Below are 18,176 nucleotides of genomic sequence, written 5' to 3'. Positions count from 1 at the left end.
AAGGAGAAGAATATGAGTAACGCAAAAGTTGTTGATGTCATCGTTCGCAAGACGGCAGAAAAAACGAGATTAACCGGCGAAGGAAATCTGTCGGTCTCCATTTCATCGCCGAGCGTAATTGAAATTCAGGGTTCTGCGCAGGACGTGGTGCGTTATGTCCGCCAGGGAAAAGACCTCCTTATTTATATGAAAGACGGCAGCGTCATTCGCTGCAATAACTATTTTGTCGAAGATCCGGAAACCCATAATCAGTCCGAACTGGTATTTAACGATAGCCAGGAACTGACGCATATTTCATTAGCCGATGCCGGGGAAGCATCAGGTGCTGTCGCGACCGAATTAACCGCCCAGGCCGCGCCGATTAGCAGCATTGAACCTTTCCTGGAGCAGGGAAGCGCGCTGAGCGATGCGCCGTGGGGATGGATTGCGGGCGCGGCGCTCGGCGGCGGGGCCATCGGCGCGCTGCTGGCCAGCGGGGGCGACGGTGAAACCAAAACGAAGGTGATTGATAATACGAAAGAGGTTGAGAGCGCCACGCCGACGTTCTTGCTTACGGACAACGCGGGTGACAGGCAGGGCGTGCTGAGCGCAAACGCCATCACGGATGACAACACCCCAACCTTTAGCGGCACCGGCCAGCCGGGCGCGACGATACAGGTCAAAGACAGCAGCGGAAGCACCATCGCCAGCGCCATGGTCGCCAAAGACGGCACCTGGTCGGTAACCTTACCCGCTCAGAAGGACGGGGAGCATACCTGGTCGGTCGTGCAGATCGACGGCAGCAAAACCACGGCGGCCGGCAGCATTACCGTCACCGTCACCACTGCCGACGCGAGCGTGACGCTGGCGACGACGGCGGGGGATAACGTGATTAACGCCAGCGAACAGGCCGCCGGCTTTACGCTCTCCGGCAGCGCTAAAAACCTGGCGCAGGGCACGGCGCTGACCGTTACGCTGAACGGCAAAACCTATACCGCTGAAGTGGGCGCCGACGGCGGCTGGCGCGTGAACGTGCCGGCCGCGGACGCGCAGGCGCTGGGGGACGGCACCTGGACGGTGAACGTCAGCGGCAAAGACGCGGCGGGCAACACCGTGACCGGCAGCCAGACGATTGGCGTGGATACCGCTGCGCCGACGCTTTCCGTCGATACTCTCGCGCAGGACAACGTCATCAACGCGGCGGAGCATAATCAGCCGCTGACGCTGACCGGTAAAACCAGCGCCGAAGCCGGACAAATCGTGACGGTGACGCTGAACGGTAAAAACCATACCGCGACCGTGGGCAGCGATGGCGTCTGGTCCGTCACGCTGCCCGCCAGCGAGGTGCAGTCGCTGGCGAACGGTCAGCACACCCTGACGGTTAACGTCAGCGACAAGGCGGGGAACGGCGCATCCACCACCGCGGACGTTACCGTTGATACGACGGCTCCGGTAGTGACCATCAACACCGTCGCGGGCGACGATATTCTGAACACCAGCGAGCAGGGCCAGGCGCAGATTATCTCCGGTAAGGCAAACGGTGCGGCCGCTGGCGATATCGTGACCGTCACCGTCGGCGGACAGACCTTCACAGGTGCGGTGCAGGCGGACGGCAGCTGGAGCGTCGGCATTCCTGCCTCCGCGGTCGGCGCGCTGGGGGAAGGCAAACACGGCATTTCCGTTTCCGTGACCGACGCGGCGGGCAATACCGGCAGCGCCACGCGCGATATTACCCTGAGCGGCAACCCGCCGGAATTCACGATCGACGCCATCAGCCAGGATAACGTCCTGAATGCGCAGGAGGCCATGCAGCCGCTGAGCCTGACCGGTACCTGCAACCTGCCGGACGGCAGCGCCATCACCGTGACCCTCAACGGCGTTAGCTATGCGGCCACGGTGGCGGGCGGCGTCTGGTCCGTGCAGGTGCCGGTCTCCGACGTGCTGAACCTGGCGAACACCCTTTACACCGTCAGCGTGAGCGGCACCGACAGCGTGGGCAACAGCGGCTCCGCCGAGGCGAACCTGCTGGTTGACACCGCGCTGCCGCAGGTGATCGTCAATACCTTTGCGGGCAATAACCTGGTTAACAATGCCGAAACGGCTGTCGATCAGACCCTCAGCGGGCGCGTAACCGGCGCGGCGGCGGGCGATACGGTCTCCATTACCGTGGGCGGCAAGAGCTATACCGCCGAGGTCGGCAGCGATTTGACCTGGAGCGTGACGATCCCTTCAGCGGATCTTCAGGCGTTTGGCGATGGCGAACTGACCTTCACCGCCTCCGTCACCAACGCCCACGGCAACACCGGCACCGGCGAGCGCGATATCAGCATCAACGCCGAACTGCCGGGCCTGCGCGTCAACACCATCTCCGGTGATGACGTCATTAACGCCATAGAGCAGCAGCAGGATCTGACCGTATCCGGCTCCAGCACCCATCTGGCCGCCGGCGCGCAGATTACCGTCACCATTAATAACGTCGACTATCCTGCCGTGGTTAACGCCAGCGGCGGCTGGCAGATCGGCGTGCCGGCAGCCGATCTCCAGGCCTGGACGGCGGGCAACGTCGTCGTGCACGCCAGCGCGCAGGATGCCTGGGGCAACACCGTCTCTGCCGAGCATCCCGTTGAGCTGGACCTGAACGCCGTGGCGGTCACGATTGACGTTGTCTCAGGCGATGACCTGCTCAACGCGGCGGAAAAAGGCAGCGACCTGACCCTGTCCGGCCAGACGCAGGGCGTGGAAGCAGGCCAGACCGTGGTGGTCAAATTCGCTGACCAGACCTTTACCGCGCAGGTACAGCAGGACGGCACCTGGAGCCTGACCGTGCCCGCCAGCGCCATGGATACCCTGATCGACGGCCGCGCGCAGATTAGCGCCAGCGTGACGAACGCCAGCGGCAACAGCGCCGATGCGGCCCGCGTGATGACGGTGGATACGCAGCCGCCGACCATAACCATTAACAACCTGACCGACGATAACATCATCAATGCGGCAGAAGCGCAGCAGGACCTGATCGTCAGCGGCACCAGCAGCGCGCAGGCGGGCCAGACGGTCACCGTAACGCTGAACGGCAAGTCGTACCAGACCACCGTGCAGGCGGACGGCAGTTGGCAGCTGAGCGTTCCGGCCGCCGATGCTGGCGCGCTGAACGACGGTAACCTCACCGTGACGGCCACCGTGAGCGACGTGGCGGGCAACACCAGCAGCGCGGACCGCGTCGGCCTGGTGGATGCCACCGTGCCGCAGGTGACGATTAACGACTTTGTCACCGACACCAATACTGTTAACCAGCTCGCCCATTCACAGGCGCAGATCCTGAGCGGCTCCGTGACCGGCGCGGCGGCGGGCGACCTGGTGACCATTACCCTCAACGGCGTGGAATACACCACCGTGGTTGACGCTGCGGGCAGCTGGAGCCTCGGCCTGCCTGCATCCGTGGTGCAGGGGCTGGCCGACGGCACCTGGACCATCAGCGTCTCCGTAACTGACCAGTCCGGCAATACGGGCAGCAGCGCGGTGGACGTGGTGGTAAATACCGGCATTCCTGACGTCGCCATCAACACGCTGGCCGCAGACGACGTAATCAACGCCGCTGAAAAAGGCGAAGCGTTGCAGATTACCGGGACCAGCAACCAGCCAGCCGGGACCACCGTCACCGTGACCCTGAACGGCATTCACTACGCGGCCACCACCGACGCCAGCGGCAGCTGGAGCGTCACCGTTCCCGCGTCCGCCGTCAGCGCGCTGGGCGAAGCGCAGTACACCGTGACCGCCAGCATCACCGACGGCGTGGGCAACAGCGCGTCTGCCGCTCACGACGTGCTGGTGGACAGCTCGCTGCCGGGAGTCACCATTAACGTCCTGGCGGGCGATAACGTGGTGAACGCCGCGGAGCTGGCGGCGGGGCAAACCCTGACCGGCCATGTTACCAACGCCGCGTCAGGTGACACTGTCACTATTGTGCTGGGCGGACAGGCCTATACCGCTACCGTACAGGACGATCTGAGCTGGAGCCTGCCGTTAAGCGCAGCCCAGCTGAACGCGCTCGGCAACGGCGATCTGACCGTATCTGCCAGCGTCACGAACGGGCACGGCAATACCGGAACGTCGTCGCTGGCGTTTACGATTGACGCCCAGCTGCCGGGGCTGCGGATCGATACCGTGGCGGGCGATGACGTTATCAACGTCATCGAACACGGCCAGAACCTGATCGTCTCCGGCACCAGCACCGACCTGGCGGCGGGCAGCGCGGTGACCGTCACGATTAACGGCAAGGACTATTCTGCGACGGTGCTGGCGGACGGCACCTGGCAGGCCGCGGTGCCGGCGGCGGACGTTTCCGGGTGGGCGGACGGTTCGCTCGCCATCAGCGCCAGCGCGCAGGACGCTTCCGGCAACCCGGTGACCATCGGTACGCTTGTTGACGTTGATCTGTCGCCCGTCGCCATCAGCATCAACAGCGTCACCGCTGATAACGTGCTCAACGCGGCGGAAAAAGGCCAGGACCTGGTGCTTTCCGGCACCACGACCAACGTTGAAGCGGGTCAGACCGTGACCATCACCTTCGCGGGTAAAACCTATACCACGACGGTGGATACCAACGGCGACTGGACCTACACCGTACCGTCAGCTGATTTGAGCGGCCTGAAAGACGGCGACGCCAGCGTGCAGGTCAGCGTCACCAACGTGAACGGCAACGCGGCGTCTTCGGCGCAGGAATTCAGCGTCGATACCACCGCGCCGACGGTGACCATCAACACCATCAGCAATGACAATATGCTGAACGCGGCAGAGGCGGCGCAGGATCTGACCCTGAGCGGCACCTCTACTGCCGAAGCAGGCCAGACGGTCACCGTGAACTTCAACGGTAATCAATACACCGCGCAGGTGCAGGCGGACGGCAGCTGGACGCTCGACGTTCCGGCGGCGGATATGGCAGGCATCACCGACGGCAGCGCGGCGGTAACAGCGACCGTGTCCGATAAGGCAGGCAACCCCGCCAGCGCGGGCTCCTCGGTGCTGGTCGACACCACCGTTCCGCAGATCACGTTCAACATCGTGGCGGGCGACGACATCGTTAATATTGCCGAGCACGGCCAGGCGCTGATCGTTTCCGGTAAGGTAACGGGCGCGCAGGCGGGCGACGTCATCACCGTTACCCTGAACGGCAAAGACTACACCGCGATGCTGGACGCGTCCGGCAGCTGGAGCGTGGGCGTGCCGGCGGCGGACGTGGGCGCGCTGGCGGACGGCGGCCAGACCATTACCGCCACGATTACGGATAAAGCGGGCAACAGCTCCACCGCAGCGCACAATGTTGACGTCTCCCTGACCGCGCCGACTATCGCCATCAATACCGTCGCGAACGACGACGTGATTAACGCGACGGAGAAAGGCCAGGATCTGCTCCTCACCGGCACCAGCAACCAGCCGGCCAATACCGCCGTTACGGTAACCCTGAACGGCATAAGCTACGCTGCGACCACCGACGCCAGCGGCAGCTGGAGCGTTACCGTTCCGGCGGCCAACGTCTCGGCGCTGGGCGAAGCGGGTTATACCGTCTCGGCGAGCGTGACCGATGCCGCAGGCAACAGCGCGAGCGCCGACCACAGCGTGCGGGTTGACGGCGCGCTGCCGACGGTGACCATCAACGCGGTGGCGATTGACGATACGATCAACGCGGCGGAGGTCGCCTCCGGGCAGACCCTGAGCGGAAAGGTCAGCGGGGCGGCGAGCGGTGACACTGTCACGATTATCGTGGGCGGCAACCGCTTTACCGCCACGGTTCAGGACGACTTAAGCTGGTCGGTCAACGTGCCGTCCGACGTGCTTACCGCGCTCGGTAACGGCGATTTGACCGTGTCCGCCAGCGTTACCAACGGCGTGGGCAACACCGGCTCCGGCGCGCGCGACATCACCATCGACGCCAGCCTGCCGGGCCTGCGCGTAAATACCGTGGCGGGTGACGACGTCATCAACAGCATTGAACATGCGCAAAACCTGATTATCACCGGCTCCAGCGAGGGGCTGGCAAGCGGCACCGCGCTGTCGGTGAACGTAAACGGTAAAAACTATGCGGCGACGGTGCTGGCCGACGGCACCTGGACAGCGGCCATTCCGGCCTCCGACGTGAGCGCGCTTGGCGCGGGCACGGTCACCGTGACCGTCACAGGCCAGAGCACGGCGGGTAACCCGGTCTCCATCAGCCATGACGTGAAGGTCGATCTGGCGGCGGTGGCCATCAGCGTTGACGCGATTGCCGCGGACGACGTGATTAACGCCGCGGAAAAAGGCGCGGATCTGGTGCTGACCGGCACCACCACCAACGTGGAAGAAAACCAGACCGTCCACATCACCTTTGGCGGCAGGTCATACACCGCCACCGTGGACGCCAGCGGCCACTGGACGGCGACCGTGCCGTCAGCCGACCTCGGCAGCCTGAAGGACGGGGATGCCAGCGTGCAGGTGAGCGTCACCAACGTGAACGGCAACAGCGCCTCGGCGGGGCGCGAATACAGCGTGGACGCGACCCCGCCGACGGTATCTATTGAAATTGTCAGCGACAACAACATCATCAATGCGGCCGAAGCGCAGCAGGATCTGGTCGTTAACGGCGTCACTAACGCCGAAGCGGGCCAGACCGTCACCGTGACGCTGAACGGCGTGGACTATACCACCACCGTACAGGCGAATGGCAGCTGGAGCGTGAACGTGCCGTCTGCAGACGTAGGCGCGATTACCGACGGCAACTACACCATCAGCGCCGCCGTGTCTGATAAGGCGAACAACCCGGCCTCTGCGGATCGCGACGTGCTGGTCGATACCACCGTTCCGCAGCTGACCATTAACACCGTTTCCGACGACGACGTGATCAACAGCGCCGAGCATGCGCAGGCGCTGATTGTGACAGGCTCCGTAACCGGCGCGGCGGCGGGCGACGTGGTCACCGTTACCCTCAACGGCAAATCGTACACCGCCACCCTGGATGCCTCCGGCAGCTGGAGCGTGGGCGTGCCTGCGGCAGACGTTAGCGCTCTGGCCGCCGGGGATCACGCCATCACCGCGGCGCTGACCGACAAAGCCGGGAACAGCGGCAGCGCTACCCGCGACGTTGAGGTCAACCTCACCGCGCCGGTGCTGACCATCGACACCGTTTCCGACGATGACGTCATCAACAGCGCCGAGAAAGCGCAGGATCTGACGATCTCCGGTACGGCTTCCGGCCTGGCGACAGGCGCGGTAGTGACCGTGATGTTGAACGGCAAAGCGTACAGCGCGATGGTCGACAGCAACGGGAAATGGACCACCACCGTTCCTGCGGATCAGGTCGGCGCGTTGGGTGAAGCGTTGTACACCGTTACCGCATCGACAACGGACAGCGTCGGCAACAGCACCAGCACGTCGCACACCGTGAACGTGGAATCCGTTCTGCCGGGGGTAATCGTCAACACCATTGCAGGTGACGACGTCATTAACGCGGCGGAGCTGGCAGCCGGGCAGACCATCAGCGGTAAGGTGGTGAATGCCGAAGCGGGCAACACCGTGACCGTGACCATTGGCGGTAACAGCTACACCGCAACGGTGCAGAGCGATCTGACCTGGTCCGTGAACGTGCCGGAATCCGTTCTGACCGCACTGGGCAACGGCGATTTGACCGTGTCAGCCAGCGTTACCAACGGCGTGGGCAACACCGGTTCCGGCGAGCGCGAAATCGTTATAGACGCAAATCTGCCGGGCCTGCGCGTGGACACCGTGGCGGGCGATGACGTGATCAACAGCATCGAGCACGGGCAGAACCTGATCGTGAGGGGCTCCAGCGATGGCCTGGCCGCAGGCGCCGCGCTGACGGTCACCCTGAACGGTAAAACCTATGCGGCCACCGTGCTGGCAGACGGCACCTGGCGCGCGGCGATCCCGGCGGCGGACGTTGGCGCACTGAGTGCGGGCACGGTTGCAGTAACCGTTGCGGGTCAGAGCAGCGCCGGTAACCCGGTTTCCATCAGCCACAATGTGACGGTCGATCTGGCGAACGTCGCCATTAGCATTGACGCGATTGTGTCAGACGACGTGATCAACGCGGCCGAGAAGGGCGCGGATCTGGTTCTCTCCGGCACCACTTCGAACGTGGAAGAGAATCAGACCGTCACCATCACCTTCGGCGGCAAGAATTACACCGCCACGGTCGATGCCGACGGTAAATGGACCGCCACGGTGCCAGCGGCCGATCTGGCGGGCCTGAAGGACGGCGACGCCAGCGTGCAGGTGAGCGTCACCAACGTCAACGGCAACAGCGCCTCGGCAGGACGCGAGTACAGCGTGGATGCGACCGCACCGTCCGTGACCATCAATACCCTGGCGACCGACGACATTCTGAATGCCGCAGAAGCCCAGTCCGATCTGACCGTGTCCGGTACCAGCACCGCCGAAGCGGGCCAGACGGTGACCGTATCGCTGAACGGCAAAGACTACACCACAACCGTCAGCGCAGAGGGCAGCTGGACGCTGAACGTTCCGGCGGCGGATCTGGCTGGATTAACCGACGGCAGCGTGACCGTCACCGCGTCGGTTAGCGATAAAGCGGGTAACCCGGCGTCCGTGGATCACAACCTGGCGGTAGATATCACCGCGCCTGCGGTGACCATCAACACCGTGGCGGGCGATGATGTCATTAACATCGCAGAACACGGCCAGGCGCACATCATCAGCGGTACCGCCACCGGCGCGGCAGCGGGCGATAAGGTTACCGTCACGATTGGCGGCCAGACTTACACCACCGTGCTGGACGCGGCGGGCAACTGGAGCGTGGGGGTACCGGCGAGCGTGATTTCGGGCCTCAGCGACGGCACCGTGACCGTCACGGCGTCCGTCACCGACGCGGCGGGCAACACCGGCACCGGCACGCATAACGTGACCGTCGATACCGGTCTGCCATCGGTCAACTTCAACGCCATCAGCGATGACAACGTCCTGAACGCCGTTGAAAAGGGTCAGGATCTGAGCGTCAGCGGCACCAGCGCCAACCTCGCGGAAGGCACCGTGGTGACCGTGACCCTCAACGGCAAAAACTACACGGCGACGACTGCGGCAGACGGCACCTGGAGCCTGACGGTTCCGGCAGCGGATCTGGCCGGTCTCGGTCAGGCTAATTACACCCTGAACGCGACCGCCACCAACGGCGTGGGCAACACCGTGAGCAATACCGTGAACCTGCTGGTGGACACCGCGCTGCCTACCGTAACCATCAATACCGTGGCGGGCGACAACGTCATCAACGCGGCGGAAGTGGCGGCAGGCCAGACCCTGAGCGGCACCGTGGCGAATGCCGAAGCGGGCAATACCGTTACCGTCACCATAGGCGGCAACAGCTACACCGCAACGGTGCAGAGCGATCTGACCTGGTCCGTGAACGTGCCGTCTGACGTGCTGACCGCGCTGGGCAACGGTAGCCTGAGCGTAACCGCAGCCGTCACCAACGGCCACGGCAACACCGGCGCGGGCGAGCGCGAGATCGCTATCGACGCAAATCTGCCGGGCCTGCGCGTGGACACCGTGGCGGGCGATGACGTGATCAACACCATCGAGCATAACCAGAACCTGATCGTCACCGGCTCCAGCGACGGCCTGGCCCCGGGCACCGCGCTCACCGTGACCGTCAACGGCAAAGACTATTCCGCAACGGTACTGGCGGACGGCACCTGGAGCGCGGCGATCCCGTCCACCGACGTGAGCGCCTGGCCGGAAGGCACCGTCAAAGTCAGCGTTACCGGCGACAGCGCGGCGGGGAATCCGATTACCATCAGCCACGACGTCACCGTGGATCTGGCGGCCGTTGCCATCAGCATCAACGCCATTGCCGCCGACGACGTGATTAACGCGGCGGAGAAAGGGGCGGATCTTGTGCTCTCAGGCGCTACCACCAACGTGGAGGCCGGGCAGACCGTTACCCTGAGCCTGAACGGCAAAATTTACACCACGACCGTCGACGACAGCGGTAACTGGACCTATACCGTGCCGTCTGCGGATCTGGCGGGACTGAAGGACGGCGACGCCAGCGTGCAGGCGAGCGTGACCAACGTCAACGGCAACAGCGCCTCGGCGGGACGCGAGTACAGCGTGGACGCTACCGCGCCGTCCGTGACCATCAGTACGATTGCCGCAGACGACATCCTGAACGCCGCGGAAGCGCAGTCTGATCTGGCGATCTCCGGCACCAGCACCGCCGAAGCGGGCCAGACGGTGACCGTCTCTCTGAATGGCAAGGATTACACCGCAACGGTAGGTTCAGACGGCAGCTGGACGCTGAACGTTCCGGCGGCCGACCTTGCGGGTCTGAGCGACGGCAGCGTGACCGTGACGGCCTCCGTGAGCGATAAAGCCGGTAACCCGGCCTCCGTTGACCACAACCTGACGGTGGACGTGACCGTTCCGGCGGTGACCATTAACGTTATTGCGGGCGATGACGTGATTAACGTCACCGAGCACGCTCAGGCGCAAATCGTCAGCGGCTCCGCCACCGGCGCGGCGGCGGGCGATAAGGTCACCGTCACCATTGGCGGCCAGACCTACACCACCGTGCTGGACGCGGCGGGTAACTGGAGCGTGGGCGTTCCGGCCAGCGTCATTTCCGGCCTCAGCGACGGCACCGCGACCGTCACGGCGTCCGTCACCGACGCGGCGGGCAATACCGGCACCGGCACCCATAGCGTGACCGTCGACACCGGCCTGCCTTCCGTTAACTTTGGCGCCATCAGCGGCGATAACGTGCTGAATGCGGTTGAGAAAGGTCAGGATCTGAGCGTGAGCGGCACCAGCGCTAACCTGGCGCAAGGCACCACGGTCACCGTGACCCTGAACGGTAAAAACTATACGGCGACGACGGCGGCGGATGGCACCTGGAGCCTGAGGGTCCCGGCGGCGGATCTGGCGAGCCTGGGCCAGGCGAATTACACCCTGAGCGCGACCGCGACTAACGGCGTGGGCAACAGCGTAAGCAACACCGCGAACCTGCTGGTGGACACCGCGCTGCCGACCGTCACCATCAATACCGTGGCGGGGGACAACGTCATCAACGCCGCGGAAGTGGCTACCGGCCAGACCATCAGCGGCACCGTGGCGAACGCCGAAGCGGGCAATACCGTGACCGTATCCGTGGGCGGTAACACGTATACCGCCACGGTGCAGAGCGATCTCTCCTGGTCGGTAAGCGTGCCGGAGTCCGTCCTGACGGCGCTCGGCAACGGCGATTTGACCGTGTCAGCCTCCGTCACCAACGGCCACGGCAACACCGGCACGGGCGAGCGCGAGATCGTCATCGACGCCAGTCTGCCGGGCCTGCGCGTGGACACCGTGGCGGGTGATGACGTGATCAACGCCATCGAGCATGGGCAGAATCTGATCGTGACCGGTTCCAGCGACGGGCTGGCCCCGGGTACCACGCTCACCGTCACCGTGAACGGCAAAGACTATGCGGCCTCCGTGCTGGCAGACGGTACCTGGAGCGCGGCAATCCCGGCGGCAGACGTAGATGCCCTGGCCGCAGGTACGGTCACCGTCACCGTGGCGGGACAGAGCAGCGCGGGCAACCCGGTCTCCATCAGCCACGACGTGACCGTCGATCTGTCAGCAGTGGCTATCAGCATTGATGCCATTGCCGCTGACGACGTGATCAACGCGGCGGAGAAAGGGGCGGATCTGGTGCTTTCTGGCGCCACGACTAACGTGGAAGAAAACCAGACCGTCACCATTACCTTCGGCGGCAGGACATATACCGCGAAAGTGGATGCTGACGGTAACTGGACGGCAACCGTGCCTTCTGCGGATCTGGCGGGCCTGAAGGACGGCGACGCCAGCGTGCAGGTGAGCGTCACCAACGCGCACGGCAACAGCGCGTCCGCGGGGCGCGAGTATAGCGTGGATGCCACCGCGCCAGCCGTCACCATTGATACGGTTGCGGGCGATAACGTGATCAACGGCGCTGAAGCCGGAGCCGGTGTGACGGTTTCCGGTACGACAACGGCCGAAGTCGGGCAAACGGTGACCGTGACGCTCGGCGATAAGAGCTATACCGCCCAGGTGCAGCAGGGGGGCGTCTGGAGCATCAGCGTGCCATCGGCAGACCTGACGGCGCTGGCCGACAGCGGGTACACCGTGCAGGTCAGCGTGAGCGATGCCGCGGGGAACCCGGGCAGCGCGAGCAAGGCGATTACGCTGGACACCACGCCGCCGACCGTCAGCTTTAACGTCGTGGCGGGCGATAACGTTATTAACAGCGTGGAGCACGCGCAGGCGCAGATCGTCAGCGGCACGGCAACCGCCGCGAACGTCGGCGATAAGGTGGTCATCACCTTAGGTACGAACCAGTACACCACCACCGTTGACGCCAGCGGTAACTGGAGCGTGGGCGTTCCGGCCAGCGTGATTTCTGCGCTCAACGACGGCACCGTGACCCTCAGCGCGACCATCACCGACAGCGCGGGCAACAGCAGCACCCGGACCCACGACGTCGTCGTGAACACGGCCTCCGTCGCGCTGACGGTGAACGCTATCGGCGGCGATGACGTTATTAACGCCGCGGAAGCGGGCAACGCGCTGGTGATTAGCGGGTCGGGCGCGCAGTTTGCCAGCGGTACGCAGGTTACCGTGACCCTCAACGGCAAGAGCTATACGGCCACCATCCAGAGCGACGGCTCGTGGACTACCACCGTTCCGGCTGCGGACGTCGGCGCGCTGGCGGACGGCGCGCGCTATCAGGTTTCTGTATCGGCGCACGACAGCGCGGGCAACGGCGCTTCGGCAGCGCATACTATCAGCGTGGATACCACCGCGCCGGTGGTGAGCATTGCGGCGCTGTCAGGGGATGACGTGCTGAATGCGGCGGAAGCGCAGCAGCCGCTGACCGTTCGCGGCTCCTCCAGCGCGGAGGCGGGCCAGACCGTCACCGTTACGCTGGGTGGGAAAACCTATACCGCCACTGTGGCAAACGACGGCACCTGGACGCTCGACGTTCCTGCCGCCGACCTGGCTGCCCTGAACGACGGCGCGCTGACGGTGACCGCCTCGGTTAACGACAAAGCCGGGAATAACGGCCAGACCACGCATACCTTAACGGTAGACACCACGGCGCCGACCGTGACCATCAGCACCGTCGCCGATGACGATATTGTGAACAACGCCGAGCAGCTGGCGGGCCAGACCATCAGCGGCACCACCACGGCGGAGCAGGGGCAGACGGTCACCGTCTCCTTCAACGGGCACAGCTATCAGGCGACCGTCGCGGCGGACGGGGCGTGGTCGGTCTTCGTGCCGGGCCGCGACTTCCTTGGCCTGACCGACGGGGAGTACACCATTACCGCCTCGGTGAGCGATAAGGCGGGGAACCCCGGCAGCGCATCGCACGACGTGACGCTGAACGGCGACGTGCCGACGATCGGCATCAACACGTTTGCGCAGGACGACATCGTTAACGCCGCCGAGCACGGCACGCCGCTGGTTATCAGCGGGACCACCGACGCGCCTGCGGGCCAGACGGTGACCATCACGTTGAACGGCAAAACCTATACCGCCACCGTGCAGGCGGACGGCAGCTGGGGCTATACGCTCGGTAGCGCGGACGTGACCGCGCTGGCGGACGGCGGCTCGTACGTTATCAACGCTCAGGTGAGCAATGCCATCGGCAACGCCGCCAGCGACAGCCACACCGTCACCGTGGATCTGACCGCGCCGTCAATGGGCATCAGCATTGATTCCCTGCAAAACGACACCGGCCTGAGCGCGAGTGATTTCATCACTAACGACGGCCAGGTGGTGGTCAACGGCTCGCTGACGGCGGCGCTCGGCAATAACGAGAAGGCGCAGATCAGCCTCGACGGCGGCGCGACCTGGACTGACCTGACCGTCACCGGGACCAGCTGGCGTTACGCGGATGGTCGCACGCTGACCGACGGTACCTATGCGTACCAGGTGCGGGTGATTGATAACGCCGGGAACGTGGGGGCAACGGACAGCCAGGACGTGGTGATTGACCTGACGAAGCCTGCGGCAACGACCATAACCGTGGATGCCGTTTCGCAGGATACCGGCCTGTCCGGCAGCGACTTTATCACCAGCGACACCCAAATCAGCCTGAAGGGCACGCTCGGGGCGGCGCTCGGCAGCGGCGACCACGCGCAGATCAGCCTCGACGGCGGCGTGACCTGGACCGACGTGAGCGTGAGCGGGCTGAGCTGGACGTATGTGGACGGCCGCACGCTTGCCGACGGCGACTACAACTACCAGCTGCGGGTGATTGACGACGCGGGGAACGTCAGCGCGACGACAAGCCAGGTTGTCACGATTGATACCGTAGCGCCGGACGCCAGCAAAACGATCGCTATCGACAGCATCAGCGACGATACCGGCCTGAGCAGCAGCGACTTTATCACCAACGATACCTCGCTGACGCTGCGCGGATCGCTGGGCGCGACGCTGGCCGACGGGGAGTATGCCCAGATCAGCATCGACGGCGGCGTAACCTGGCAGAACGTTATCGTCACCGGCAACAGCTGGTACTACGTGGACGGACGCACGCTGGGTAACCAGACCTATGACTACTACGTGCGCGTGGTCGATGCGGCGGGCAACGTGGGCGCCAGCTCGCATCAGCAGGTGACCGTCGATACGGTGGCGCCAGATGCCGCGATTACGGTGACCGTGGATAACATCACCGTGGATACCGGCTTCGATAACAACGATTTCCTGACCAGCTCGACCTCGTACACCCTCAACGGCACGCTCGGGGCGGAGCTGGGGGCGGGAGAGTACGTGCAGGTAAGCATGGACGGCGGCACCACCTGGGTATACGCCACCGTGAGCGGCACGCAGTGGCGCTATAGCGACACGCGCACGCTGACCGACGGTAGCTACAGTTACCAAGTGAGAGTCGTCGACCAGGCGGGGAACGTCGGCGCTACCGCGTCGCAGGCGGTAACGGTGGACACGCAGGCGCCGCAGTACGGCATCACCATCGACAGCATCAGCGACGATACCGGGCAGTCCGGCAGTGATTTCATCACCATGGACACCACCCTGACCCTCAACGGCTCGCTCGGCAGCGCGCTTGCAGGCGACGAGCGGGTGCAGATCAGCCTCGACGGCGGCAATACGTGGGTTGACGCTTCGGTGACGAACCAGCGCTGGAGCTACACCGATACCCGCGATCTGCCTGACGGGGATTACGCTTATCAGGCGCGGATTGTTGACCAGGCGGGCAACGTTGGCTCGACCGCTTCTCAGATCGTGACGGTGGATACCACGCCGCCTGACACGGTGGGAACGGTGGTCAGCTACACCGACGGGGAAGGCGAACGTCAGGGCACCTACGGCGCGTCAGTCGCGACGGATGATACCTCGCCGCTGATTAACGGTACGCTCAACCGCGCCCCGGAGGACGGTGAAATTGTGCAGCTTTACCGTGACGGGATCCTGCTTGGTCAGGTGACCATGAACGGCAGCGCCAGCTGGTCCTTCCAGGACAACGGCCTGAGCGATGGCAACCACACCTACATTGTGCGCGTCACCGATAAAGCCGGTAACTACACGGAATCGGACGGGTTTGTGCTGAACGTCGATACCAGCGTACCGACCACCACGGCGGCAATTACCGCCCAGACCACCTCCGATACCACGCCGATTGTCAGCGGTACGGTATCCGCAGACCTGGTAAACGGTGAATATCTGGTGGTGACGGTGAACGGTAAAACCTATACCTCGCAGACCGGCGGTGCGGTCGTCGTCGATCCGGATCACAACACCTGGTATCTGCAGATCCCGGACGGCGATGCCCTTAGCGTGGCGAGCTACGACGTCACGGCGCAGGTCAAGAGCAGCGCGGGCAACGGCAATACCACCGGCACGGCGACCGGCAGCCTGGTGATTGATACCACCACGGTGAATACCGACTGGGCGACCACGGCGGGGAACAGCAACAACTCGACCATGACCGTCGGCACGAACAGCAGCGGCCTGTGGAGCATCATTGCTAACAGCCAGTCTTACTCCAGCAGCGATAGCTCGACCTATGCCGGAAATACGCTGAGCAATACCCGCGGCTACTACGTGGTGAGCCAGACCGCCGCCGACTTCGACCGTAACGGCACGCAGGATATCTTCGCGACAGAGACCACCTACGCCGGCTCCACGCAGGTGATGTGGACCTACGATGGCAGCACCTACAACGCCAGCCAGCTGGCGATGGGGACTACCATCTGGTACGGCGGCGTCATTGCCTATGATAAAACCGGGGATGGCTATCTGGATCTGGCGTACGGCGATGCCGGTGCTGACTCCATCACCTATCTGATCAATAACAATGGGGTACTTTCGCCTGACGGTACCTACGGCGGCGCGGGATTCTGGGGACAATTCACCACCATGCGTGAGATCTCCGGCGTCGATATTAACAATGACGGTACCGTGGATGTGGTTCAGCACACCAACCGCAGCGGCGCGTACTCGCTTACCGTGATTAACAACAACGGCAACGGTACGCTGTCCATCGGCCAGAACATGACCAACGTGTTTGTGGTGAACGCGGCGAATACCACCACGGCGGCGTCCATGACGTGGGCGGACTTCAACGGTGATGGCTACATGGATCTGTACCTGGGCAGCAGCTACAACAACACCGGTGGGGTGATTTACTACAACAACGGTGCAGGACAGTTGTCCACCACCAAGAGCGCGGTTGAGGCCTCTAACGCCTCCGCGGGCTATCTGTCGGTGGCGGTAGACTGGAACGGTGACGGGCAGATGGATATCGTTAAGCTCAGCACCTACGGCGGCTCGCAGACCGCGACGCTGTTCACCAACAACGGCTACGGCTCAAGCTGGACCTCCAGCCAGCTGGCGTCAGGGCTTGCTAACGTTACCGGCGTGGCCGCAGTGGACTACAACTGGGACGGCGCGAAGGACCTGCTGGTCTCGCAGCAAAACGGCAAGGTGGTGCTGGTGCAAAACAGCAAGACCATTGCGGACGGTACCGCGATGCATCTGCATATTGTCGACAGCGAAGGCATCAACGCCTACTACGGCAATACGGTCAACCTGTACAACGCCGCGGGCGTGCTGGTGGCCTCGCAGATCATCAACGCCCAGTCCGGTATTGGTTCGAACGATACCTCCGCGCTGGTGAGCTTCTACGGCCTGGATCCGAACGAGACCTACTCGGCAGAGATTGTGAAAATCACCAACGGCGCGTCGGATAACGTCACCTGGAGCGGCCTGGAGGCGGGCAACGGCAAAGAGGGCTACGTGCTCACCGCCGAAGCGGCCACCGGCGGCCACAGCGGAACGATTACCGGTACCGGGTATAACGACACCTTTATCGCGGAGGATGGCACCTATACCTACAACGGCTCCGGCGGCTGGAATACCCATTCCGACTATGACACCTGGAGCAACACCGGCGGAATGGACGTGGTGGATTACCGCAACGCCACGTCCGGCGTAACCGTCGATTTGCGCCTCTCAACCGCGCAGGACACCGGGTTCGGTACGTCACGACTGCTCAATATTGAAGGGATCAACGGCTCTGACTACGACGACGTCATTACCGGCAACAGTGGTGATAACCAGTTCGAAGGTCGCGGCGGTAACGACACCTTCAACATCGGCAGCGGCGGTCACGACACGTTGCTCTATAAGCTGATCAGCGCCTCTGACGCTACCGGCGGGAACGGCAGCGATGTGGTCAACGGCTTCACCGTCGGTACCTGGGAGGGGACGGCGGATACGGATCGCATTGACCTGCGCGACCTGCTGTCCGACAGCGGCTATACCGGCAGCGGCTCGGCGAGCTATGTCAACGGCGTCGCCACGCTGGACAGCAGCGCGGGCAACATCGCCGATTACATCCGCGTGGTGCAGAACGGCAGCAACACCGAGATCCAGGTTGATCTGGACGGGGCGGGCGGGCAGTTCACGCCGACCACCCTGGTGACGCTGAACGGCGTGCAGACGGATCTGGCCACGCTGCTGGCTAATCATCAGCTGTTAATTGCGTAAAAACCTGCCGCGGGGAGCGATCCTCGCGGCCTTTTGCGTTTCTTTACACGAATAGCCATAACCCTATATTTCACAAGATTATTTTGCGGGTTCGTTTAGGGATCGTTCCATTACTTATCGTCCCGCAAAGGTATCATTTCAGTGCGAAATTATCGCCC

General features: G+C 63.6%; 1 protein-coding gene. It reads left to right on the top strand.

Annotated elements, in window-relative coordinates; translation table 11 throughout:
* Window positions 1-12: 12 nt before the first annotated feature.
* The gene (locus MOQ06_RS10800) at window positions 13-18,018 is read left to right on the top strand and encodes an Ig-like domain-containing protein (RefSeq protein WP_242172867.1); all 18,006 of its coding nucleotides are present in this window, start codon (window positions 13-15) and stop codon (window positions 18,016-18,018) included.
* The last annotated feature ends 158 nt before the right edge of the window (window positions 18,019-18,176 follow it).

Origin of the sequence: Enterobacter sp. I4, assembly GCF_022669095.1 — a bacterium.
GTDB lineage: Bacteria > Pseudomonadota > Gammaproteobacteria > Enterobacterales > Enterobacteriaceae > Enterobacter > Enterobacter pasteurii.
Note: the sequence above shows the minus strand (reverse complement) of the source record. Positions and strands in the feature narration are given on the sequence as shown.